This window comes from Pandoraea horticolens (assembly GCF_902459555.1).
GTDB classification, from domain to species: Bacteria; Pseudomonadota; Gammaproteobacteria; order Burkholderiales; family Burkholderiaceae; genus Pandoraea; species Pandoraea horticolens.
This window is the reverse complement of record NZ_CABPSM010000015.1, coordinates 13,541-35,122: the sequence shown is the minus strand read 5'-3', so window position 1 is coordinate 35,122 and position 21,582 is coordinate 13,541. Positions and strand designations below refer to the sequence as shown.

The window sequence follows — 21,582 nt, the reverse complement described above, 5'->3', positions numbered from 1 at the left end:
CATGCCTACCCTGTTTGGGGGATGGGCGTTACGATGGCGGTGCGCTAATTTGCATGACATTCGCCTTACTCGTCCCCCGGAACCCTACGCCATGCCTGTCACCCCGCCAGTCGATACCGAACCGGTGCTCCCCGGACCGTTATTGCTCGTGGAAGACGATCCGGCCACGCAAACGCGCATGTGCAGCATCCTCAAATCGCTGGGCTACAGGAATGAGATGGTCTGCCTGGCCGGGAGCCTCGCGCAAGCGCGTCAGCATCTGGCGAGCACGCCGTTCGCGCTGATACTCGTCGATGTCGGCCTGCCGGACGGCAGCGGCGTCGATTTGATCGGCGAGTTGCATGACAGCGATCCCGCGCTTCCGATTCTGGTAATCTCCGCGTGGAGTACGGAGCAGATCATCGTGCGTGCGCTAAGGGCAGGCGCGACCGGGTATCTGCTCAAGGAGCGCGACGACGAGGAAATTGCGCTCTCGATACGCAGCGCGCTGCGCGGGGGCGCGCCGATCGATCCGTTTGTTGCCAGGCATATTCTTAGCCTTGTCGGGGTCAGCCGACCGGCGCCACGCTCACCGGGGGCGACGCCTGGCACCGGTGAGCCGCCAACGGTCGAGGCCGTGCCGGCATTGAGCCCGCGAGAAATCGAGATTCTCGGACTCGTCGCCAAGGGCATGACGAACCGCGAGATTGCAGCACTGCTCAATATCTCCAGTCTCACGGTCGCATGCCACATCAAAAACATCTACAAGAAGCTCGCGGTCAACTCGCGCACACAAGCTGTGTTCGAAGCGCGTACCTTTGGCTTGTTGCCCTGACCCTGCGGATCGGCACGATCCATTTTGCGCTGGCCGGATCGCTGTCTCTGCTCTGTCTTATTGGTCTAGTCCCGGGCATCGCAACCGCGCAGGGGCAAGCACTCCCTGCCGACAACACCACACTAACGTTCGATCGCATCGAGGCCGTACGCGCCACAAGCGACAGCGTCCCGGGCATGAACCCCACAGGCGCCAACTGGCGCGCCGCCCACGCCCCCGAAACCGGCTGGACCAATGTCACGCTGCCCGACGTCTGGACACGCCGCTGGCCCGGCTATAACGGCGTGGTCTGGTATCGGCTCACATGGCGCGAGCCGGCAAACCCGCAGCCGCGCGGACTGCTGCTGGAATACCTGAACATGGCAGGTGCGGTCTATCTGAACGATGTGCTGATCTTGCGCGACAACTCGCTTGTCGAGCCACTCACGCGGGCATGGAATACGCCGAGGTACGGGGTCCTGGACGCACCGGCGCTACGTCCCGGCGTGAATACGATGCTCGTGCGCGTCTCAGGCCTTGCCGCATACAGCCCAGGACTCGGCCCGATCGTCCTGGGAGCGCCCGACACCGTTCACGAGCGCTACGAGCGGGAACAATGGGTGCGGCGCGATCTGCAACTCTTCAGTCTCGCGATCACCCTCACCCTTGGGATACTCGTGTTGATGCTCTGGCTGTATCGCCGCAATGAAACGGCCTACGGCTGGTTCAGTGTGATGTCGCTCACCTGGTGGCTCTACGCGGTCAATCAGGTGGTCACCCGGCCGTGGCCATTTGCAACGAACGACGCATGGGAGATCTTCGTCTCCATCGCATTTCTGGCCTACTGCGGCAGCTTCACGATGTACGTACTGCGCTTTTGCGGCCGGCGCATGCCGCGCACCGAAGCGTTGTTATGGACAACGTTCGGCGCCGGTGCGATCTGGCTAATCGTCATGCCGCATGATCGCATCGAGACGTCGCGCGCGCTCTGGGCCATCGTCCCCGGCGTGACCTATCTGGCGAGTTGCGTGCTGCTTTTCATCCTCACATGGCAGGAGCGAAGGCTGGAGCAACGCATCGTCTCAATGTGCGCGTTGACCTTCGTGATCGCCGGCACACATGATTTTCTGGTGTATTTCGGCGTGCTTGCATCGAACGTCTATTACACGACGCAAACGTCTCAGGTGCTCATGATCGGCATGGCCATCGTACTGGCGAAACGATTTGCCGAAAATTCCCGGAGAATCGCACAGTTCAACGACGAGCTGCGCGTTGGCATCGATAACGCGCGCGAGGAACTGGCACATACACTCAATCGTCAGCACGAACTCGAAGTCGTCAACGCACGCCTCGCCGAGCGGCTGGATCTCGCACACGATCTGCATGACGGCCTTGGTGGGGCATTGGTTTCGAGCATCGCGGCCATCGAACATGCGCCGCACACGTTGCCGCCGGCACGCTTTCTTGGATTGCTCAAGGAGATGCGCGACGAACTGCGTTTCGTCATCGACGCGGCGGCAACGCATCAGCAAGGCGAACTGGCGCTCGCCGAACAAATTGCCCCATTGCGGCACCGGATTTCGGTGCTCTTCGAGACGCAGAACATCGAGTGCATCTGGCGGCTCGACGGCATCACGCAATGCGTGCTGAGCGCCGCACAATCGCTGGAGTTGCTGCGCATTCTTCAGGAAGCGCTCACCAACGTGCTCAAGCACGCGCGGGCAACTCGGGTCATTGTCGAACTACGGCACGACGATGGCCAGATCACCTTACGCGTCGAAGACAACGGTGTCGGTTTCGACACGAACGGCGTGCGAATCAATGCTGATACCCCGGGGGGCGGACACCTTCACGGCACCGGCCTTAACAGCATGCACCGGCGTGCGCAACGATTGGGCGGCTCGCTCGCGCTGCGGCGGGAGAACAATGCGACGGTTGTGATGGTGCAAATCGACCACCGCTGACGCGCGGCTTATCGTGAACAGTCCTGCCCTGGGCCCAGAGGACTTTCGCAGTGCCCCACGATGAACATGCCAAAAGCTGGATGAAATCGCGGTCCTGTATGAGCCTGGATATTAGACGCAGTTAGATGGGATATTAGACAAACCCCAAATCGGCAGAGAGGAGCCGATGCTTGAAGCCGTGTTTGGCTGTGCGTCCGAAAGATGCCCCCTAATAATCTGCACAAAAATTCAGCACGAGAATTCGGGGCTCTCCGGGCAGTTCTGGGGCCGATATTAGGGACTTCTATGGGGGCAACCGGCATCGGCTTAGGGGAACAGAATTGCAGCGTAGTTGCGAGCGCTGTGGAGGGTATGGACGACGTCAATTCGGTCGTCCGACTCGATCACGCGATAGAAGATCTGATAGTTGCCGTATACGCGATGGTGGATACCGTAACGCTCATAACGCGGCACTACGGGAAACGCAAGCGGCATGTCGGCAAGGCTCAAGCACTTGTCCCGCAATTCCTGAATGAACGTCACTGCGCGTCGCGGATTGTCCTGCGCGATGTAGTCACCAATGGTTTCGAGGTCGAGGATGGCTTCGGGTAATAAGTGAACGATCATGCCTTGTCGTTCGCCATTGCTTGATACTTCTTCTCAAGACGGTCGAACACGTCGGCGGCAGGTTGACCGCGACCTGCTTTCGCGTCGGCAATGCCCTTCTCAATGACGGCATCGAGCGCCACAAGCTGGGTCTCACGATCCTGAACGAGCCGCACGCCTTCGCGCAAAACCTCACTCTTGGAGCCGTAACGTCCCGTCGCCACAAGCTCGGCGATGTAGCTCTCAAGCTGTCGCCCGAGTTCAGCGCTAATCATGATTTCCTCCGTTAGGGGGCTTGGCTGGGATGAGTGTGACTTTATCATTGTTGATAATAGTTATCAAATTGCATGCCCACCCCGATGTCCGGAACGGGGATTGTTTGTCGAATCCCAACCGAGTACTCAGAAAATTCGGACGTTACTGAAACTCGGGGCACAGGACTCCTGCGATGATGAATTCAGTCGTTAGCGCGGCTAAATCCGCCTATATCTCAGGAGGCTTTGATGATTGATTCAAGTAAGAGCGACGGGAAGGATGGAGAAAACGGCGGTCAAGGCGATGGAGGGCTCGACCTCCCCAAGTCGTTGACGCGTGAAGGGCATGTTGTCTGGTTCCACGAATACAAGAAGTACCTCGGTTACGCTTGGGACGAGGCCGCCGGAGAAATCAGGCGAGCGCATGTGTCCGACCCTGAGCACGCGATTTACTTCGAGACCTTCGCAGAAGCGATGGTGGCGACGGATAGGTTGATGGGGCCTCACGTCATTCTTCACGCGGCGAAGCGAGGCAAGAAACCAAGGTTGGTGCGGTAACTTTGGTTGCGGCCCATCCAACACGATGGGCCGTTATCCGCTATCTCTAGATTCACCCTCGCATTCCTCTAAGCTGCCGACGACCGGCATTTCTCATGCTCATTCTCGCCAAGCATCTGCTTCCGAACTTCAAATTCGGACGGATAGCGTCTGACGTCAAACCGAATGAGACGCACGCCGACAGCCTTCATCACAGCATCGGTCTTATTGTCGCTCACCGCTTGCTTCGACGTAGCTAGCGTTGGCGTCGACCACCACAGCAACGTTTAACTCTGCTATCAATGGTTTCGCGGCCTTACGAACGCGTATTCTCAGCCACTGAGGGCCCCCCGGTTACCTACAGCAGCGAGGGCACAACGTGGCAAAATTCTTAAACACCAGCGCGACGAGCTACTTTCTCGAAGAATTGATCAAAGGGGCGGTTGACCGCCTCATTTTGATCAGTCCATTCCTGAAGCTGAATGACCGTATCAAGGAGCTTCTATCAGACAAGAATCGTCTGAAAATTGACGTCAGGATCATATACGGGAAAAGTGAGTTGCAACCGCGGGAAATCGAATGGCTTCGAGGTCTGACCTACGTTCGCACCAGCTACTGCAAGAACTTGCACGCCAAGTGTTATATGAGCGAGGAGTTGTGCGTGGTTACAAGCCTGAATCTCTACGAATTTAGTCAGGTTAATAACAACGAAATGGGGGTTCTTGCCCGAAGATCAGAAGATGCGGAGTTGTACCGAGATGTCTACGAAGAAGCCCAACGCATTATTCGTATCAGCGAAGAAGTCCGTATTTCATTGGAACGTCCCACCGAAAGTTGCACGGAAGTGGTAGCGAAGGAGGATCTCGCTGTTAGCCAAACACTTGAAAAACTTACGTCGTCCAAGCTGGGAAAACGTCTGTGTTTGCGCACGAGCGAACTTCTAGAACGTGCTGTCGAGGCCGGGTATTTTGAATTGCAACACGGCGAGCATGTCCTCTCACCTCAGGGGGCAAGTGCGGGCATCGAGTTTGTCGCGAAATCCAGGCATGGCGCCTATTATCTGTGGCCTGAAAACATCCCGCTCTAACAACCTGACAGCAAATGGCGACGAGGTGTTACGCAGTTACGCACATCTCTTCGCCTAACACCCGCACTACTTGTCAGATACTGGAAGTGTCAAATTCCTCGCGAACGGAAATATCTCCGCAGAACGTTTATTCGCTATCTGTTGTTCCGTTTCTCGCCCTACCCCCCGAAATCCGAGAGGTACTCAAGCGAATCCGGGAAATCGACGGTCGTGAACGCATCGGCAACCTGAACGTAATCCGTTCGCTAGCGCAAAAGGAATACAAGGCCGACGCCATCAGATCGGCGTGGGATCGAGCGGTTGAGCGCGCCGGACACGCCGGATGTGGCTACACCATCAAATCCATCAGGGGAAAGGCACTGACCGATGCCAAGCGAGCGGGCTACGACCTGACCGCACTACAAGCGGTAGCGGCTCACAGCACGCCAGCCATGATTCGGGACTACCTGAAGCTACTCGACGTCCCGACGAGCAACGTGCGACTTAGACTACCGGCTTGACGCCTAACGTACCACGTTAGAGCACCCATTCGGAATCGCCAAAGCACGGGCAAAAACGGAAACTATTAGGGAAACATAAGGGGAGAGATTAGGGACAATAGATGTTGCCTGTCCCTACCCCTTGATGCGATTGGTCGGAGCGATAGGATTCGAACCTACGACCCTCTGATCCCAAATCAGATGCGCTACCAGGCTGCGCTACGCTCCGACTAAAGAGGTGAGATTCTAGTAGGTTCTACGCACCGCGTCAAATAGCCACACGCGACGCAGGTACATTCCCAGCGCTGACTGGCACAATGGAGGTCCCACGGATGTCTCATCCGTGGTCACGCCAGCGCCACGAAACCCCGCCATAGTGGGAGGTTCTCCATGTCCGAACCCGTGTCAATGAATCTGATTCTCTGGCGTCACGCCGACGCCGAAAACCTGCCGGCTGCCCTCGCCCTGAGTGCGCAAGCCGATCTGGCTCGCGAACTTACCGACCGCGGCCGCAAACAGGCCGATAAAGCCGCCGAGTGGCTGCGCACCCGTCTGCCCGACGACGCGATCATCCTCTCCAGCCCCGCCGTGCGCGCCGTCCAGACCGCTCAGGCACTCACCCCCACCCCGCGCATCGTGCGTGATCTCGCGCCCGGTGCGAACGCCATGACCTTACTCGGCGCCATCGGGTGGCCCGGCACCAATCAGACCGTCGTCATCGTCGGCCACCAGCCCGCCCTCGGCCAACTCGCCGCCCTGCTGCTGAGCGGCCAGGAAGCCTACTGGACGATCAAGAAAGGCGGCATCTGGTGGCTATCCTCGCGCCGCCGCGAAGACGAAAGCCAGGTCGTGGTGCGAGCGGTCATCAACCCCGACCTTCTTTGACCCGCCCCCGATATCACCGGGAGACCCTCCGCAAACCCGCATGAACCGGGCTTTGAACGGCATCAAAAGCAGGATCTGACTCATGACGCTGCGCGTTTTGTCATAGAATTGTCGCCTACCGTTCACGGAATCGACATTGATGCTTTTTAAAGTACGTCGCAACGCGACCGTCAAAAAAAGGGCCTTTATGCGCGACCTGCCGAACCCCACCATGCCGCTCTCTTCGCTGACCCCCACGTCGCGGAGGCGTCTTCCTCGCCCTGAAACGCCTGTCAAACCGAATCTGGCTGTGGCGTGGGCACGCGATGAAAGCGAGCTTCGGGAAGCACAACGTCTGAGATATCAGGTCTTTGCCGAGGAAATGGGCGCCTCGGTCAAGGGCCCGGCAGGTCTGGACGTTGACGAATACGATCAATACTGCGACCACCTGATCGTGCGCGATCAGGACTCGCTCAAGGTCGTCGGCACCTACCGCGTATTGCCGCCGTCTCAGGCCAGCCGCCTGGGTCGTCTGTACTCCGAAGGGGAATTCGATCTCTCGCGTCTCGACCACCTGCGCCCGAAGATGCTCGAGACGGGTCGCTCATGCGTGCACGCGGATTACCGCAACGGCGCCGTCATCATGGCGCTCTGGAGCGGTCTGGCCGAGTACATGCTGCGCAACGGCCTCGAGACGATGCTCGGTTGCGCCAGCGTGCCGATGGCCGATGGTGGCCACTATGCCGCCAGCCTCTATCGCAAGCTGCAAGACACCGCCATGGCCCCGGCCGAGTACCACGCCGTGCCGCGTATCGCCCTGCCGGTCGACGAACTGCAATCGACGCTCGACGTCGAGCCGCCCGCGCTGGTCAAGGGATACCTGCGCCTGGGCGCCCGCATCTGCGGCGCGCCGGCATGGGACCCCGACTTCAATACCGCCGACTTCCTCACGCTGTTCCGTCTTGCCGACATCAATCCGCGCTACGCGCGCCACTTCCTCGGCCCGGAACTCGTGAGCAAACTCAAACAAGCCTGACGCAGGCCATCCCCCTCCAAGTTGTTTCGTCCTCGCACGGGGACAAAAAAAGCCCGGCTTCTGCCGGGCTTTCCCTTTTCCAGTCCACGGCTCCAGAGGGGCGCCATCGCAACGGTTCAGGCGTACACCACCTTATAACGCATGCCGATCTTCTCCCACTCCTGCGCTTCACGTTGCAGGCTGTAATCGGTGAGCGGATTGGCATCGATCCACACACGTGGCACCGATACCTGAAAGCCGGCGTCAAGACGCTCGACCTTGATGCTGTCCGGTAGCGCATCGGTGCGGCGACGACAAAACAGCACTGCCAGCCGCAGACAGAACAGCAACTGCCAATCGACCTGCTGCGCCTGCGATGCGAGCTTGCCCAGCTTGCCCACGTGCCCGAGCAATAACTCCGCAAGCCTCGTTTGATCGGGACGTGAAAATCCCGGCATATCCGCGTTGCTGCCGATATAGGCCGAATGCTTGTGATATGCGCTGTGCGAGATCGACAAGCCCATCTCATGCAGCGACGACGCCCAGTTGAGCAACGCCTCCCCCCCCTCGCGGCGATCGTCCTGATCGTCGTCGCCCTCGACCGCATCGACCGGCAACTGACGATACAGCGAAACCGCCAGATTCCCGACCCGTTCGGCCTGAGCACGGTCAACGCCGTAACGGCGCACGAACTGCTCGACGGTGACGGCACGCATATCCTGATGCTGCGTACGTCCGAGCAGGTCGTACATGACGCCGAGCCGCAGCGCCGCGTCGGTCGTCTCCATATGATCGACTTCGAGTTCATTGAAGACGGAGAGCATGATAGACAAGCCGCCCGGCAGCACGGGAATACGATCCTGCTTGAGCCCGGCGAGCTTCAGACGGTTGGCGTTCTCGGCCTTGATGAGCGCCCGCTTGAGCCGCTCGAGACCACCGCGCGTGAGGCCATGCACCCCGCCATCGTTGAAACCGTTGGCTTCGAGCAGTTCGGCCAATGCCCTAGCCGTGCCGGACGAGCCTATCGCCTGCGACCAACCCGCCTCGCGAAACGTCGCAGAAATGATCTGAATTTCACGGCGAGCGGCCAATTCAGCCTGCTTCATCGCGTATTCGTCGACATTGCCGCTCGGGAAGAACAGACGACTGTGGCTCACGCAGCCAATATATAAGCTCTCCATGATCAGCGGCTCGTAATCTTGCCCGATAATGAACTCCGTCGAGCCGCCGCCAATATCCACCACCAGCCGGTTGCCCGGGCAGGTGGGCACCGAGTGCGCCGCACCAGCGTAGATCAGACGCGCCTCTTCCCGCCCGGCAATCACTTCGATAGGAAACCCGAGCGCGCGTTGCGCCTCACCCAGAAAGTCCTGCGCGTTCTTGGCGACTCGCAGCGTGTTCGTGGCAACCGCGCGTACCTGATCGGGATGAAACCCGCGCAGCCGCTCTCCGAAACGCTTGAGCACCTCCCAGCCGCGTTGTTGCGACGGATGGTCGAGATACTTCTCGGTGTTCAGGCCAGCCGCGAGTCGCACCGGCTCGCGCAGAGCATCGACCTGATAGATCTGCGTACCGGCGGATGTCTCCTCCACGCGACCGATGATCAGGCGAAAACTGTTCGAGCCGAGATCGACGGCCGCAAGCAAGGGCGATGGGGTACTCATGTAGGGGTGCGCCTGAGCGAAGAGTGCCGAAGTGCGCAATGCCTCACATCAAATGCATGACGCGCACTCGACAAATAAATGACGAATAAGTTACAAATCGAATATGACACGTCGTTGACAAATGTGAATGTCATATAACCGTAACAATACGAATGAAGAATTCACGCCAATCCCATGTCTTCCGCACGTTTACTATGAAATACCCGCTGCTCAACCGCGAGCTGGGCATCCTGGCATTTAACGAACGTGTCCTTGCCCAGGCGGCCGATCCGGCCACGCCACTACTGGAACGTCTTCGCTTCGTCTGTATCGTGAGCAGCAATATGGATGAGTTCTTCGAAATCCGCGTCGCCGGACTAAAAGAACAGATGCGCGAGAATCCGGGCATGCTCACCCCCGACGGCATGACGTTTCAGCAAGTTTACACGCAAGTCTGCGCCCGGGCACAGGCGCTCGTCGAAAAGCAATACGCCATGTTCGACGGCCTGATGGCACGTCTGGAGGCCGAGGGCATTGCTTTTCACCCCTCCGGCCAGTGGAACGACGCGCAGGTCGAATGGGCTCGCGACTACTTCCTGCGCGAACTCGTGCCGGTGCTCACCCCCATCGGACTCGATCCGGCGCATCCGTTCCCGCGCGTACTCAACAAGAGTCTGAACTTCGCCGTCGAACTCGAAGGCAAGGACGCCTTCGGCCGCGATGCCGAACTCGCCATCGTTCAGGCGCCGCGCGCCCTGCCCCGTCTGGTACCCATGCCACCGGCGCTCGCCCCTCTGCCCAACAGCTTCGTTCTGCTCAGCTCGCTCATGCTGCGCTTCGCCAGCGAACTGTTCCCGGGACTCATGGCCAAAGGCTGCCACCAGTTCCGCGTCACACGTAACAGCGATCTGTTCGTCGACGAAGACGAAATCACCAACCTGCGCACCGCGCTGCAAGGCGAACTCCCGGCCCGCCACCTCGGCGATGCCGTACGCCTCGAAGTCGATGCCGGTACCCCGTCGCGTCTCGTGCGACGCCTTCAGACAGAGTGCGGCCTGGCCGACTCGGATTGCTATCGTGTGAAAGGCCCAGTGAATCTCGTGCGCCTCATGCCGTTGCCCGAGATGGTCGATCGCCCGGACCTGAAGTTCGTACCGTTCGTGCCCGCGCTGCCCAAGCGCATGAGCGCCTCGCCTGTGATTTTCGATCTCATCGACCAGGGCGATCTGCTGCTGCATCACCCCTACGACAGTTTCCAGCCCGTGCTCGAACTGCTGTTGCAGGCCGCACGTGACCCCGATGTCGTGGCGATCAAGCAGACGATCTATCGTACCGGTAACGAATCCGCACTGATGGACGCCCTCATGGAAGCGGCGCGCAACGGCAAGGAAGTCACGGTTGTGGTGGAATTGCTCGCGCGCTTCGACGAGCAGACGAACATTAACTGGGCCGCCCGCCTCGAAGCGGTCGGCGCACACGTCGTCTATGGTGTCGTCGGCCACAAGTGCCACGCGAAAATGCTCCTCGTGGTGCGCCGCACCCGCCAGGGCAAGAAGACGTTCCTCAAGCGTTACGCCCACCTCGGCACGGGCAACTATCACCCGCGCACCGCCCGTCTATACACGGACTTCGGTCTGATGACCGCCGACGAAGCCCTGTGCTCCGATGTACACGTCGTGTTCCAGCAGTTGACCGGGATTGGCCGTCAGACGCACTTACACGGGCTATGGCAGTCGCCATTCACCATGCACCCCCATCTGCTCGAGGCGATCCGTCGAGAGACAGAAGCGGCGGTGTCTGGCAAGAAGGCTCGCATCATCGCAAAAATGAACGCGCTGCTTGAGCCGACGATCATTGCCGAACTGTACAAGGCGTCGCGCGCCGGCGTGAAAATCGATCTGATCGTGCGCGGCGTGTGCTCGCTGCGCGCCGGTGTACCGGGATTGTCGGAGAACATTACCGTCCGCTCGATTGTCGGGCGCTTTCTCGAGCACCATCGCATCTATTACTTCTATGCGAACGGTGACGAGCAAGTCATGCTCTCCAGCGCCGACTGGATGGAACGCAACTTCTTCCGTCGCGTGGAAGTGGCCTTCCCGGTGCGAGACAAGCGCCTGAAGACCCGCGTGATTCGTGAAGGTCTGATGGTTCACTTGCGCGACAATACGGCCTCGTGGCTGATGCGTCCGGACGGCAGCTACGTGCGCCGCAAACCCGGCAAGCGGCCCTTCAACAGCCAGTTGGCACTGATGCAGGAAGTCGCGAAGCACGTGCAGACCGGCAACTGATCGGCCAGTCGCACAAGTCGTTTGCCACAAGGAAAGGGGGTCGAAAACCCTCCTTTTTTCATCGGATCGCCCCCCGCCGCCACGCTTCCGAGGCACAAGCAAAAAAGCGTCCGACCGCGAAGTCGAACGCCCTTTCTACCCTTTGGCCTTGCCGGAGTTCGCACCCGCCGTGTGCGCTTACTCGTTCACGGTCACGCCGGGGGCCGCTTCGATCGGTGCGCGATGCACCACCCGCGTTGGCGGGAAGTAGATCGCGAATGTGCTGCCGCGCCCCTCCTCGCTCGTCACCCGCAGATCGGCCTGGTGACGCGTCAGCACATGCTTGACGATCGCAAGGCCCAGGCCGGTGCCCCCCGTATCGCGCGACCGGCTGCGGTCGATGCGATAGAAGCGCTCGGTGAGCCGGGGAATGTGTTCTGCCGGAATGCCCAGACCGGAGTCGACGACGACGAAGCGAGCGCCGCCGTCGTCGGTAGCTGCCCACTCGATCTGGATCTTGCCACCCTGGGGCGTATAGCGCACCGCGTTGCTCACGAGATTGCTGAACGCGCTGTGCAACTCGCCTTCGGCACCGCGCAGATCGAGCCCGTCGGCTACGCTCACTTCGATCACATGCTGCCCTTGCGAGAGCCCTTCGGCGTCGCTTCGAAGCGATCGCATCTGCATGCCCATGTCGATCCGGTCGTCCGACGGCGGCTTGCCGCTGCCTTCGAGCTTGGCGAGCGTGAGCAGATCGTTCACGATGTTCTGCATACGCGATGCCTGCTGACGCATGATCTCGACATAGCGCTGAATCTCTTCGGGCGAGAGCGGCAACTCACCGACCGTCTCAAGGAACCCGGAGAGCACCGTAAGCGGCGTCTTGAGTTCGTGCGAGACGTTGGCCACGAAGTCTCGGCGCATCGCGTCGGTGCGCTCGAGATCGGTCACGTCGAGCGAGATGATGAGCTTGCGGTTGTCGCCGTACGGGAACACCTGCATCGAGAGCACGTTGTTACGCTTCTCGCCCATGTGATGCATGAGCAGCGCCTCGTCGTAGCGCTCCGAAGACAAGTAGTGCAAAAAAGCCGGTGTGCGCAGAAGGTGTGTGATCTGCTGGCGCAGGTCTCGTTTGGCATCGATGCCGAAGTGCACCTCGGCAATCGCATTACACCACTCGATCTGATTGTGCTCGTCGAGCATGATCACGCCATTGGGCGATGCCTGGATCGCCTGAATGAAACGCGCGTGCTGTTGTTCCACCTGCTTGACCTGGTTATGCCAGCGTTTGGCCAGCTTGTGCAGCCGATAGTAGATTTCGCCCCACAGCCCGAGTGCGCTCGGCACCTCGCCGTAGACCGGGGCGTCGAGCAGACGCCAGAGGCGCTGGGCATGATAGACGTTGAAGAAAAGCTGCGTCACCAGCAGAACGATGGCGGTGACGTAACCTGCACTTGCTCCCAAAAACCAGCCGACGGCCACCGAAATGGCCGCTTGCAGGATCAGGAACGCCAGCGCACGGGCCCAGATGATATTCATAGACGATGCACAGGAGGAGTGCCGCTCGCCGCCCATCGGGCAGCGGCGGCATTGGCACGGCAGGTCTCAGCCGAAGACGAGGCGCAATGCCTCAGACCGACTTCGTCAGACGGTAGCCGCTGCCGCGTACGGTCTCGATCATAGCATCGTGGCCCGCCGGCTTGAGCGCAGCGCGCAGACGCTTGATGTGCACATCCACCGTGCGTTCCTCCACGAACACGTGATCGCCCCATACCTGGTCGAGAAGCTGCGAGCGGCTGTGTACGCGCTCCGGGTGCGTCATGAAGAAGTGCAGCAGCCGGAATTCCGTCGGCCCCAGATCCAGCTTGATGTCACCGCTCGACTGATGGCTCGTCACACGGTGCGTGGCCGGATCGAGCTTCAGGCCGTTCACGCTCACCACGTCCTCGGTCAGCTGCGGCGCACGGCGGCGCAACACCGCCTTGATACGCGCCATCAGTTCCTTCGGCGAAAACGGCTTGGTGACGTAATCGTCCGCACCGATCTCGAGCCCCATCACTTTGTCCTGCTCTTCGCTACGCGCGGTGAGCATGATGATCGGCACGTGCTTGGTGCGCTCGTTCGCACGCAGTTCGCGCGCGAACGTCACGCCCGACTTGCCCGGCAGCATCCAGTCAAGCAGCACGAGATCCGGCAGGACGTCACTGATCAGCGTGAGCGCCTGCTCCGCGTTGTACGCCCGGATCGGGTAGTGACCCGCGTGTTGCAGATTAACGGAGATCAGCTCGGAAATCGCCGGCTCGTCTTCTACGATCAGAATGCTGCTAGGCATCGGTTCCCTCTCAAACCTTCAATAATGTCCGGCCTTTTATTCGCCCTGCACTTTTCGCTGGAGATCTTCGCGCGAAATGTGTCGGACGTCAGTGCCTTTGACAATGTAAATGATGAATTCAGCGATGTTCTTGGCGTGATCGCCGATACGCTCGATGGCTTTGGCAATGAACAGGAAATCCAGGCCAGCCGAGATGGTGCGCGGATCCTCCATCATGTACGTCACCAATTTTCGCACGAAGCCACGGAACTCATTGTCGATGGCCTTATCGTCGCGCACGATCTCGGCAGCCGCCACGATGTCCAGACGCGCAAACGCGTCCAGCGTGCGTCGCAGCAACTGTGCGGCCATTTCGCCCGAGAGCTTGATTTCGGCGAAGTTCACGCTTTGCGCCGAGCCGTCTTCGAGCAGGTGGCGCGTGCACTTGGCGATCTTCTCGGCCTCGTCGCCGGCGCGCTCGAGGTTGGCGATCGACTTCGAGATCGAGAGCAACAGGCGCAGATCGCGCGCGGTCGGCTGACGGCGGGCAATGATCTTGCTGCACTCCTCGTCGATCTCGACTTCCATCGTGTTCAGACGGTGCTCGTTGGAGATCACTTCGTCGACCAGGCTGCGGTCGAACGTATTGAGGCCCTGCATGGCCGTCACAATCTGCGATTCGACCAGGCCGCCCATTTCAAGGACGCGCGAGCAAACCTGATTCAGGTCGGAGTCGAACTGGCTGGAAAGGTGTTTATCGTTCATGTCGCGGGTTTCCTCGTGGGCATCAACCGAAACGGCCGGTGATGTAGTCTTCGGTCTCTTTGCGGTCCGGCTTGATGAAAATCTTCTCGGTCTCGCCGAATTCGATCAGCTCCCCCAGGTACATATAGGCCGTGTAGTCCGAGCAACGTGCCGCCTGCTGCATGTTGTGCGTGACGATCACCACCGTGTAGTCGTCCTTGAGTTCCGCAATCAGTTCTTCGATGCGGCCCGTGGAAATCGGGTCGAGCGCCGAGCACGGCTCGTCGAGCAGGAGCACTTCCGGGCGAATCGCGATGCCGCGCGCAATGCACAGACGCTGCTGCTGGCCGCCCGACAGGCCGTAGCCCGACTGTTGCAGCTTGTCCTTGACTTCGCTCCACAGCGCCGCCTTGGTCAGCGCCCACTCCACGCGGTCGTCCATTTCCGAGCGCGAGAGCTTTTCGAACAGACGCACGCCGAACGAGATGTTGTCGTAGATCGACATCGGGAACGGCGTCGGCTTCTGGAACACCATGCCGACCTTCGCGCGCAACAGCGCGATGTCCTGCTTCGCGGTCAGCAGGTTTTCGCCGTCCATGTTGATCTCGCCCTCGGCGCGTTGCTCAGGGTACAGGGCGTACATCTTGTTGAACGTGCGCAGCAGCGTCGACTTGCCGCAACCCGACGGGCCGATGAAGGCCGTGACCTTGCGATCGGGAATGCGCAGGTTGATGTTCTTGAGCGCGTGATACTTGTCGTAGAAGAAGTTCAGGTTCTTGACTTCAATCTTCGAGGGCAGTTTGATTTCTTGCGTCGGATTCGTCATGTTCGTCTCAACCGTCAGGTTTGCGTCGTGTCGTAGCGTTGTGTCGTCTCGCATTGCCAGTTACTTCTTGGCAAACAGCGTGCGCGCCAGAATGTTCAGGAACAACACCCCGAGGGTGATGATGAACACACCCGCCCAGGCAAGCGCCTGCCACTCCGCAAACGGGCTCATGGCAAATTTGAAAATCGTGACCGGCAGGTTGGCCATCGGCTGGTTCAGGTTCATCGACCAGAACTGATTCGAGAGCGCCGTGAACAACAGCGGAGCCGTCTCGCCTGCGATACGCGCCACGGCCAGCAGCACGCCCGTCACGATGCCGGCAATCGACGCCTTCAACGTGATCTTGACGATGATGCGCCACTTCGGCGTGCCCAGCGCGAATGCGGCTTCACGCAGGTTGTTCGGCACCAGCTTGAGCATGTTCTCCGTGGTGCGGATCACGATGGGGATCTGCAGCAACGCGAGCGAGATGATGCCGGCCCAGGCCGAGAAGTGCCCCATCTGCGCCACGACCAGCGCGTACACGAACAGACCGATCACGATCGACGGGGCCGAGAGCAGAATGTCGTTGATGAAGCGCGTGATGCTGGCGAGCCACGACTTCTGGCCGTACTCCGCCAGATACACGCCGGCCAGAATGCCCAGCGGCGTGCCGACCAGGGTGGCCACACCGACCATCACGATACTGCCCGCGATGGCGTTGGCGAGGCCCCCGCCTGCCGTGTTCGGCGGCGGTGTCATTTCGGTGAACAGCGACAACGACAAGCCGCCGATGCCCAGCGAGAGCGTGGTGTAGAGAATCCACAGCAGCCAGATCAGGCCGAAGGCCATCGCCGCGAGCGACATCGCGATCGCAAAGATGTTCTTGCGGCGGCGGTAGGCCTGCAACCGCACGCGGGTGAAGGCGTCGGTGGGCTTCACAGCCGGCGTTTCCAATTCGAGCGCTTGTTGGGTCATTTATTTACCTTCGCCTTTTTCCAGGCGCAGCAGCATGAGCTTGGACAGCGCCAGCACCACAAAGGTGATGAAGAAGAGAATCAGACCGAGTTCCATCAACGCCGACGTGTGCAGGCCGGGGCCCGCTTCGGCGAATTCGTTGGCAAGTGCCGAGGTAATGCTGTTACCCGGCGAATACAGCGAAACGTTATCGAGCAGGTTCGTATTGCCGATCACGAAGGTAACGGCCATGGTCTCGCCGAGCGCGCGGCCCAGGCCCAGCATGACGCCGCCAATGACGCCCGTCTTCGTAAAGGGCAACACCACGCGCCACATCACTTCCCAGGTCGTGCAACCGATGCCGTAGGCCGATTCCTTGAGCAGCACAGGCGTGACTTCGAACACGTCGCGCATGACCGAGGCGATGTACGGAATGATCATGATCGCGAGAATCACGCCGGCGGGCAGGATACCGATGCCGAGCGGCGGGCCCTGGAACAGCGCACCGATCACTGGCACGTTGCCGAGCAGCGTTTGCAGCGGCTTCTGGAAGTACTGGCTGAAGATAGGGGCGAAGACCAGCAGGCCCCACATCCCGTAGACGATGCTCGGGATGGCGGCGAGCAGCTCGATGGCCGTGCCGAGCGGGCGGCGCAGCCACACGGGCGAGAGTTCAGTCAAAAACAGGGCGATGCCGAAGCTCACCGGCACGGCGATGATGAGAGCGATGACGGACGTGACGATCGTGCCGTAGATGGGCACGAGCGCGCCGAACTGTTCTGCGGGAGGGTCCCAGTCCTTCGTCCACAGGAAGGCGAAGCCAAACTTTTGAATCGACGGCAGTGCGCTGATGATCAGCGACACGATGATGCCACCGAGTAAAAGCAGCGTGACGAGAGCGGCGCCGCGAGTCAGCATCGCGAAAAGAAAGTCGCCTACGGAAGACGGAGCGCGCTGGGCACCCGGTGCTGCGAGGGAACTGGTGGCTTCTGCCATGATGTCGTCTCAGCGTGAGCGCGCCGCCAGCCGTTGCCAGATCGGAGTTCGGGCTTCGGAACAAGCGGCGCGGATATTGCCGGTTTTGATGCGCCGGGCAACACAACGGTGCATTGCCCGGTACCTGCAAGGCGCTTTAGATGCCAGCCTTGGCGGCCGACTCGGCAACCTTCGCCTTCCAGCCAGCGCGGATCTGCTTCAGAACCGCTTCCGGCAGCGGGATGTAGTCCAGCTCCTTGGCCGTGTTCACGCCGTTCTTGAACGACCAGTCGAAGAACTTGAGCACTTCGGCGCTTTGCGCTTCCTTGCCGGCGTCAGCCTTCTGGTGCACCAGCACGAAGGTGGCAGCCACGATCGGCCACGACTTGTCGCCCTTCTCGTTGGTCAGGATCTGGTAGAACGTCTTCGACCACTCAGCCTTGGCGGCAGCGGCAGCAAACGTCTCGGCGGTCGGCTCGACCGTCTTGCCTTCCGCGTTCGTCAGGGCCGTGTACGTCAGCTTGTTCTGCTTGGCGTAGGCCGACTCAACGTAGCCGATAGCGCCCGGCAGACGTTGCACGAAGGCAGCGACGCCGTCGTTGCCCTTACCCCCCGTACCCGTCGGCCAGTTGACCGTCGTGCCTTCGCCGACCTTGCTCTTCCATTCGGCGTTGACCTTCGACAGATAGTTCGTGAACACGAAGCTCGTGCCCGAACCGTCGGCGCGGCGAACCACGGCGATATCGGTATCCGGCAGCTTGACCTTCGGGTTCAGCTTGGCGATGGCCGGATCGTTCCACTTCTTGATCTTGCCCAGGTAGATGTCGCCCAGCGCTTCGCCCGACAGGACCAACTCGCCCGGCTTCACACCCGGCACGTTGACGACCGGCACAATGCCGCCGACAACCGTCGGGAACTGGAACAGGCCTTGCTTGGCCAACTCTTCATCGGTCAGCGGAGCGTCCGAACCGGCGAAATCGACGGTCTTGGCCTGAATTTGCTTGATGCCGCCCGACGAACCGATGCCTTGGTAGTTGACCTTGTTGGAGGTCGACTTTTGGTATGCGTCGGCCCACTTGGTGTAGATCGGAGCAGCAAACGTGCTGCCTGCGCCGGTAATCTCGCCCGCAATCGCGCCAGCGGCGAACAGAACGCCAGCCAGGCCGGCAATCGCAGTCTTCATCAGCTTCATGGATTTCTCCGAGTTGGTGTGGTACAGCGTGTGGATGACTCGAAGAATAGGTTCCGAATGTGACAGTAATGTGTCATTTTCGAAACCTCACAATATGCGCGTCACAAAGCCGCCTCGGAATCGTCACATTGCATGCACTTCCCCCGCTCCATGGGGACTTCCCAAGATCGTTGATTGGCGCGGGTTTTGGAGGACCCCTCAGCGTTTTGGGGGGTGCAAGACGCGTGTTCGGCTCGCGTGTCAGCCTCGTGACAATGACGGAGAAGTGTCGGAATTGGTCTGACAATGCGTAGCGCGCGCTGTCACAAATGTGAACGTTCAGCGTAGTACATTGCCATGATGGGAAGTTAATGACTAGCGATCGAACGATGCGACTGATCTGAGCGATCCGCCAGAAGGGGGGACGCCGCTGGCAAGAGGTCGTTCGCTGCGTGCGGGAGAAGCGATTGCCGGCCGCCACGTGTAGTGGCGGCCGCTGAGGTCAAAGACCGATCATGCCGCCGTTTTGACGATGTTTGCCAGTTGTTGGGCGAAGGAAGAGGCCTGTGAATCCTCTCTCGCCTCGACCATCACGCGCAGCACCGGCTCGGTTCCCGAGGCGCGGATCAGCACACGCCCCGTGTCTCCCAGCTTGGCCTCGATGGCGTCGCGCTCGGCGACCAGACGGTTGTCGTTCTGCCAATCGTACCCGGCTGGCGTGCGTACATTGATCATGTGTTGCGGGAACAGACGCACACCATCCAGCAATTTCGCCAGCGGTTTGTCGTCCGCGCGGCGAATGGCTGCAAGCACCTGCAGGGCCGAGATGATCCCGTCGCCCGTGGTGTGCTTGTCCAGACACAGAATGTGGCCGGAGCCTTCCGCGCCGATCTGCCAGCCATGCTTGTACAGTTGCTCAAGCACGTAGCGGTCACCGACCTTGGCGCGCACGAACGGCACGCCCAGCTCTTTAAGCGCGACTTCCACCGCCATATTGGTCATCAGCGTGCCTACAGCACCCGGCACGCCGCCGCTGTCCAGACGGTCCTTGACCAGCAAATACAGGAGTTCGTCGCCGTTATAGAGGCGCCCTGCCCCGTCGACGATCTGCAGGCGGTCAGCATCGCCATCGAGCGCCACGCCGAGATCTGCATGATTTGCCCGGACGGCGCGCATGAGCGCATCGGGTGCCGTCGCGCCGCAATCCTGGTTGATGTTGAAGCCGTTCGGCTGGTTGCCGATCGCGATGACTTCGGCGCCCAGCTCATGGAACACATGCGGGGCAATGTGATACGCCGCGCCGTTGGCGCAGTCGACCACGATCTTCATGCCCCGCAGGTCGAATTCATTCGGGAACGTGCTCTTGCAGAACTCGATGTAGCGGCCCGCCGCGTCATCCAGGCGACGCGCCTTACCAAGCTGCTCGGAGCGCACGCACGTCATCGGATTGTCTAGCTCGGCTTCGATCGCGAGTTCTGTCTGGTCCGGGAGCTTGTTGCCGTCTGCCGAGAAGAACTTGATGCCGTTGTCGTGGTACGGATTGTGCGACGCACTGATGACCACACCCGCCGCCAGACGCAACGCTCGCGTGAGGTACGCCACCGCCGGCGTAGGCATCGGGCCAGCCAGCATGGTATCGACGCCCGCAGCAGCGAATCCGGCTTCCAAGGCGGCTTCGAGCATATAACCGGACACACGCGTGTCTTTGCCGATCAATACGGTCGGGCGGCCCGTCGTCTGACTCCCAGCAAGCGCGCGGCCAGCCGCGTAACCGAGCCGCAGCACGAAATCCGGCGTGATCGGACTCTCACCCACCGTGCCGCGAATTCCATCGGTTCCAAAATAGCGTCGTTTCATCGTTGCATCGTTCCCTATTGATACGTCGCGCCGGTTGACGGTCCGTACGCGCGCGTCTTTCGTTTTCTTTGTACCGCGTGTCATCGGACGATGCGGTACCGCACCGCCATTTTCCATGACATGCGTCCCCGCTCGGTCCCCGCCCGATTTTGCCGGGTTCGCCGTGGTCTGTTCGACGCAACCCGCCCCAGCCTTACTCGGCGTCGTGCACGGCTTGCCACACCTTGAGGGCATCGATCGTCTCGGCGACGTCGTGTACACGTACGATGGCGGCACCTTGCTGCGCAGCGCACATCGCGGCGGCAACGCTTGCCACCTGGCGCTCCTGCGGCGACTGGCGCCCCGTGATTTCCCCGAGCATCCGTTTTCGCGACATCCCGACAAGCAACGGGAGGCCGTCGCGCGACAGCACCCGCAAGTGTTTGAGCAAGGCGAGATTATGAGCGAGATTCTTGCCGAAGCCGAATCCTGGGTCCAAATACAGGCGCGTGGGCGCAACACCCGCCGAGAGCAACGTGTCCACCCGGCCGTCGAGGAAGGCCGCGACTTCGGTCACGACATCGGTGTAGATCGGCGCATCCTGCATGGTCTTGGGGTCGTGCAGCATGTGCATGATGCAGAGCGCCGCTTCGCTGTCGCGCACCGCGTCGATAGCGCCCGGCTGCTGGAATCCCCAGATATCGTTGATCATGTCCGCGCCGGCGGCCAGTACGGCTCGCATGACACCCGGTTTGTAAGTATCGATCGACAGCGGGACGCCACAGTCGCGCAACGCTTCGACAATCGGCACGACACGCTCGAGCTCGGCGTCTTCCGGCAACGCCTCGGCGCCTGGGCGGGTCGACTCACCGCCGATGTCGAGGATATCGGCACCGTCGGAGATCAACTGCTCTGCATGGCGCAGCGCGGCGTCGCGGGCGACGAACTTGCCACCGTCGGAGAACGAGTCCGGTGTCACATTCAGGATGCCCATGACGTGAACCCGGCGGGCGTCGAGCCGGAATCGCGGCCCGAATGCCAGCGAGCCGGGCCTGATCGGGGTGTCAGATGCCTCACCCGACACTACGATGTCATCTGCGCCAGGAGGGGAGGAAAGCATGGATTGCGACGGCTCGGAGGACATTCGGAAGCTCTTAGCTCAGTAAGACATATAGCGGCCCGTTCGCGGAGAACGGATCTGCCCGCCCGGGGGCACCGAGCGTGGCGTATGGCCGTAATGTTACCGGAATCGCCCGCCGTATCGACGGTGGAAACACTCCGTAACACCGAATTTA

20 protein-coding genes and 1 tRNA gene are annotated in these 21,582 nt (G+C 60.5%); 8 read left to right on the top strand and 13 right to left on the bottom strand.

All coding sequences use genetic code 11. The annotated features are described in order from the left end of the window. Window positions 1–91: 91 nt before the first annotated feature. Both PHO31112_RS20890 and PHO31112_RS20885 read left to right on the top strand, forming a co-directional pair. Window positions 92–814, top strand: a complete 723-nt coding sequence (locus tag PHO31112_RS20890) for a response regulator transcription factor (protein WP_150622676.1) — start codon at window positions 92–94, stop codon at window positions 812–814. A gap of 176 nt (window positions 815–990) precedes the next feature. After that, a complete protein-coding gene (locus tag PHO31112_RS20885; protein WP_174995818.1) occupies window positions 991–2,757 on the top strand; it encodes a sensor histidine kinase in 1,767 nt (588 codons plus the stop codon). Between the two features lie 306 nt (window positions 2,758–3,063). On the opposite strand, the gene PHO31112_RS20880 is transcribed toward PHO31112_RS20885, so the two are convergent. Together PHO31112_RS20880 and PHO31112_RS20875 are read right to left on the bottom strand one after the other, a co-directional pair. Next, the gene (locus PHO31112_RS20880; RefSeq protein WP_150622672.1) at window positions 3,064–3,363 is read right to left on the bottom strand and encodes a type II toxin-antitoxin system RelE/ParE family toxin; all 300 of its coding nucleotides are present in this window, start codon (window positions 3,361–3,363) and stop codon (window positions 3,064–3,066) included. Then, entirely contained in the window at window positions 3,360–3,617 is a 258-nt protein-coding gene (locus PHO31112_RS20875) for a type II toxin-antitoxin system ParD family antitoxin (RefSeq protein ID WP_150622670.1), read from the bottom strand. The genes PHO31112_RS20880 and PHO31112_RS20875 overlap by 4 nt, the downstream gene beginning before the upstream one ends. A 228-nt stretch (window positions 3,618–3,845) precedes the next feature. On the opposite strand from PHO31112_RS20875, the gene PHO31112_RS20870 reads away from it, so the two are divergent. From PHO31112_RS20870 to PHO31112_RS20860, 3 genes are all read left to right on the top strand, one after another. Next, complete coding sequence (locus tag PHO31112_RS20870; protein WP_150622668.1) at window positions 3,846–4,154, top strand: hypothetical protein; 309 nt, start codon at window positions 3,846–3,848, stop codon at window positions 4,152–4,154. 358 nt (window positions 4,155–4,512) lie between these two features. Next, window positions 4,513–5,220, top strand: a complete 708-nt coding sequence (locus PHO31112_RS20865; protein WP_150622666.1) for a phospholipase D family protein — start codon at window positions 4,513–4,515, stop codon at window positions 5,218–5,220. Window positions 5,221–5,306: 86 nt separating this feature from the next. Next, entirely contained in the window at window positions 5,307–5,720 is a 414-nt protein-coding gene (locus tag PHO31112_RS20860; protein ID WP_174995817.1) for a site-specific integrase, read from the top strand. A gap of 131 nt (window positions 5,721–5,851) precedes the next feature. Here PHO31112_RS20860 and PHO31112_RS20855 read toward each other — a convergent pair. Continuing rightward, window positions 5,852–5,928: transfer RNA gene (locus tag PHO31112_RS20855), tRNA-Pro, on the bottom strand. Between the two features lie 179 nt (window positions 5,929–6,107). Between PHO31112_RS20855 and PHO31112_RS20850 the strand changes: the two genes are divergently transcribed. Next, a complete protein-coding gene (locus tag PHO31112_RS20850; RefSeq protein WP_150622842.1) occupies window positions 6,108–6,584 on the top strand; it encodes a SixA phosphatase family protein in 477 nt (158 codons plus the stop codon). Window positions 6,585–6,771: 187 nt separating this feature from the next. Next, window positions 6,772–7,599 carry a GNAT family N-acetyltransferase gene (locus PHO31112_RS20845; RefSeq protein ID WP_150622662.1) on the top strand — a complete coding sequence of 276 codons (828 nt, stop codon included), beginning with the start codon at window positions 6,772–6,774 and terminating at the stop codon, window positions 7,597–7,599. 116 nt (window positions 7,600–7,715) lie between these two features. Here the strand turns inward: PHO31112_RS20845 and ppx are convergent, their stop codons facing one another. Beyond that, on the bottom strand, window positions 7,716–9,242 hold the full coding sequence (ppx, locus tag PHO31112_RS20840) for an exopolyphosphatase (protein ID WP_150622660.1): 1,527 nt from the start codon (window positions 9,240–9,242) through the stop codon (window positions 7,716–7,718). Between the two features lie 152 nt (window positions 9,243–9,394). On the opposite strand from ppx, the gene ppk1 reads away from it, so the two are divergent. Then, window positions 9,395–11,509, top strand: a complete 2,115-nt coding sequence (ppk1, locus tag PHO31112_RS20835) for a polyphosphate kinase 1 (protein ID WP_150622658.1) — start codon at window positions 9,395–9,397, stop codon at window positions 11,507–11,509. A 177-nt stretch (window positions 11,510–11,686) separates the two neighbouring features. On the opposite strand, the gene phoR is transcribed toward ppk1, so the two are convergent. The 9 genes from phoR to folP all read right to left on the bottom strand — a co-directional run bounded on the left by phoR (window position 11,687) and on the right by folP (window position 21,371). Next, window positions 11,687–13,027, bottom strand: coding sequence for a phosphate regulon sensor histidine kinase PhoR (gene phoR / locus PHO31112_RS20830; protein WP_150622655.1), 1,341 nt, complete (start codon window positions 13,025–13,027; stop codon window positions 11,687–11,689). Window positions 13,028–13,118: 91 nt separating this feature from the next. Then, window positions 13,119–13,820: a phosphate regulon transcriptional regulator PhoB gene (phoB, locus tag PHO31112_RS20825; protein WP_010805263.1), complete on the bottom strand. Its 702-nt coding sequence runs from the start codon at window positions 13,818–13,820 to the stop codon at window positions 13,119–13,121. 36 nt (window positions 13,821–13,856) lie between these two features. Then, window positions 13,857–14,564: a phosphate signaling complex protein PhoU gene (gene phoU / locus PHO31112_RS20820; protein ID WP_150622653.1), complete on the bottom strand. Its 708-nt coding sequence runs from the start codon at window positions 14,562–14,564 to the stop codon at window positions 13,857–13,859. A gap of 22 nt (window positions 14,565–14,586) precedes the next feature. Then, entirely contained in the window at window positions 14,587–15,369 is a 783-nt protein-coding gene (gene pstB / locus PHO31112_RS20815) for a phosphate ABC transporter ATP-binding protein PstB (RefSeq protein WP_039368919.1), read from the bottom strand. A gap of 60 nt (window positions 15,370–15,429) precedes the next feature. Continuing rightward, window positions 15,430–16,326, bottom strand: coding sequence for a phosphate ABC transporter permease PstA (gene pstA / locus PHO31112_RS20810; RefSeq protein WP_042112088.1), 897 nt, complete (start codon window positions 16,324–16,326; stop codon window positions 15,430–15,432). Then, window positions 16,327–17,301 carry a phosphate ABC transporter permease PstC gene (gene pstC, locus PHO31112_RS20805; protein ID WP_150622651.1) on the bottom strand — a complete coding sequence of 325 codons (975 nt, stop codon included), beginning with the start codon at window positions 17,299–17,301 and terminating at the stop codon, window positions 16,327–16,329. Window positions 17,302–17,437: 136 nt separating this feature from the next. Continuing rightward, window positions 17,438–18,472, bottom strand: coding sequence for a phosphate ABC transporter substrate-binding protein PstS (gene pstS, locus PHO31112_RS20800; RefSeq protein WP_150622649.1), 1,035 nt, complete (start codon window positions 18,470–18,472; stop codon window positions 17,438–17,440). A 492-nt stretch (window positions 18,473–18,964) separates the two neighbouring features. Further along, window positions 18,965–20,308 (bottom strand): phosphoglucosamine mutase, encoded by a 1,344-nt coding sequence (gene glmM / locus PHO31112_RS20795; RefSeq protein ID WP_150622647.1) that lies wholly within the window; start codon window positions 20,306–20,308, stop codon window positions 18,965–18,967. Between the two features lie 193 nt (window positions 20,309–20,501). Continuing rightward, complete coding sequence (gene folP, locus PHO31112_RS20790; protein WP_425495225.1) at window positions 20,502–21,371, bottom strand: dihydropteroate synthase; 870 nt, start codon at window positions 21,369–21,371, stop codon at window positions 20,502–20,504. Between the last annotated feature and the right edge of the window lie 211 nt (window positions 21,372–21,582).

Coding starts and splice junctions, on each gene's coding strand:
- ppx (WP_150622660.1), bottom strand. CDS start 9,242: ATGAGTACCCCATCGCCCTTGCTTGCGGCCGTCGATCTCGGCTCGAAC.
- PHO31112_RS20885 (WP_174995818.1), top strand. CDS start 991: ATGAACCCCACAGGCGCCAACTGGCGCGCCGCCCACGCCCCCGAAACC.
- PHO31112_RS20875 (WP_150622670.1), bottom strand. CDS start 3,617: ATGATTAGCGCTGAACTCGGGCGACAGCTTGAGAGCTACATCGCCGAG.
- PHO31112_RS20850 (WP_150622842.1), top strand. CDS start 6,108: ATGAATCTGATTCTCTGGCGTCACGCCGACGCCGAAAACCTGCCGGCT.
- glmM (WP_150622647.1), bottom strand. CDS start 20,308: ATGAAACGACGCTATTTTGGAACCGATGGAATTCGCGGCACGGTGGGT.
- pstS (WP_150622649.1), bottom strand. CDS start 18,472: ATGAAGCTGATGAAGACTGCGATTGCCGGCCTGGCTGGCGTTCTGTTC.
- PHO31112_RS20870 (WP_150622668.1), top strand. CDS start 3,846: ATGATTGATTCAAGTAAGAGCGACGGGAAGGATGGAGAAAACGGCGGT.
- pstA (WP_042112088.1), bottom strand. CDS start 16,326: ATGACCCAACAAGCGCTCGAATTGGAAACGCCGGCTGTGAAGCCCACC.
- PHO31112_RS20880 (WP_150622672.1), bottom strand. CDS start 3,363: ATGATCGTTCACTTATTACCCGAAGCCATCCTCGACCTCGAAACCATT.
- PHO31112_RS20890 (WP_150622676.1), top strand. CDS start 92: ATGCCTGTCACCCCGCCAGTCGATACCGAACCGGTGCTCCCCGGACCG.
- phoU (WP_150622653.1), bottom strand. CDS start 14,564: ATGAACGATAAACACCTTTCCAGCCAGTTCGACTCCGACCTGAATCAG.
- phoB (WP_010805263.1), bottom strand. CDS start 13,820: ATGCCTAGCAGCATTCTGATCGTAGAAGACGAGCCGGCGATTTCCGAG.
- pstB (WP_039368919.1), bottom strand. CDS start 15,369: ATGACGAATCCGACGCAAGAAATCAAACTGCCCTCGAAGATTGAAGTC.
- phoR (WP_150622655.1), bottom strand. CDS start 13,027: ATGAATATCATCTGGGCCCGTGCGCTGGCGTTCCTGATCCTGCAAGCG.
- PHO31112_RS20845 (WP_150622662.1), top strand. CDS start 6,772: ATGCGCGACCTGCCGAACCCCACCATGCCGCTCTCTTCGCTGACCCCC.
- pstC (WP_150622651.1), bottom strand. CDS start 17,301: ATGGCAGAAGCCACCAGTTCCCTCGCAGCACCGGGTGCCCAGCGCGCT.
- ppk1 (WP_150622658.1), top strand. CDS start 9,395: ATGAAGAATTCACGCCAATCCCATGTCTTCCGCACGTTTACTATGAAA.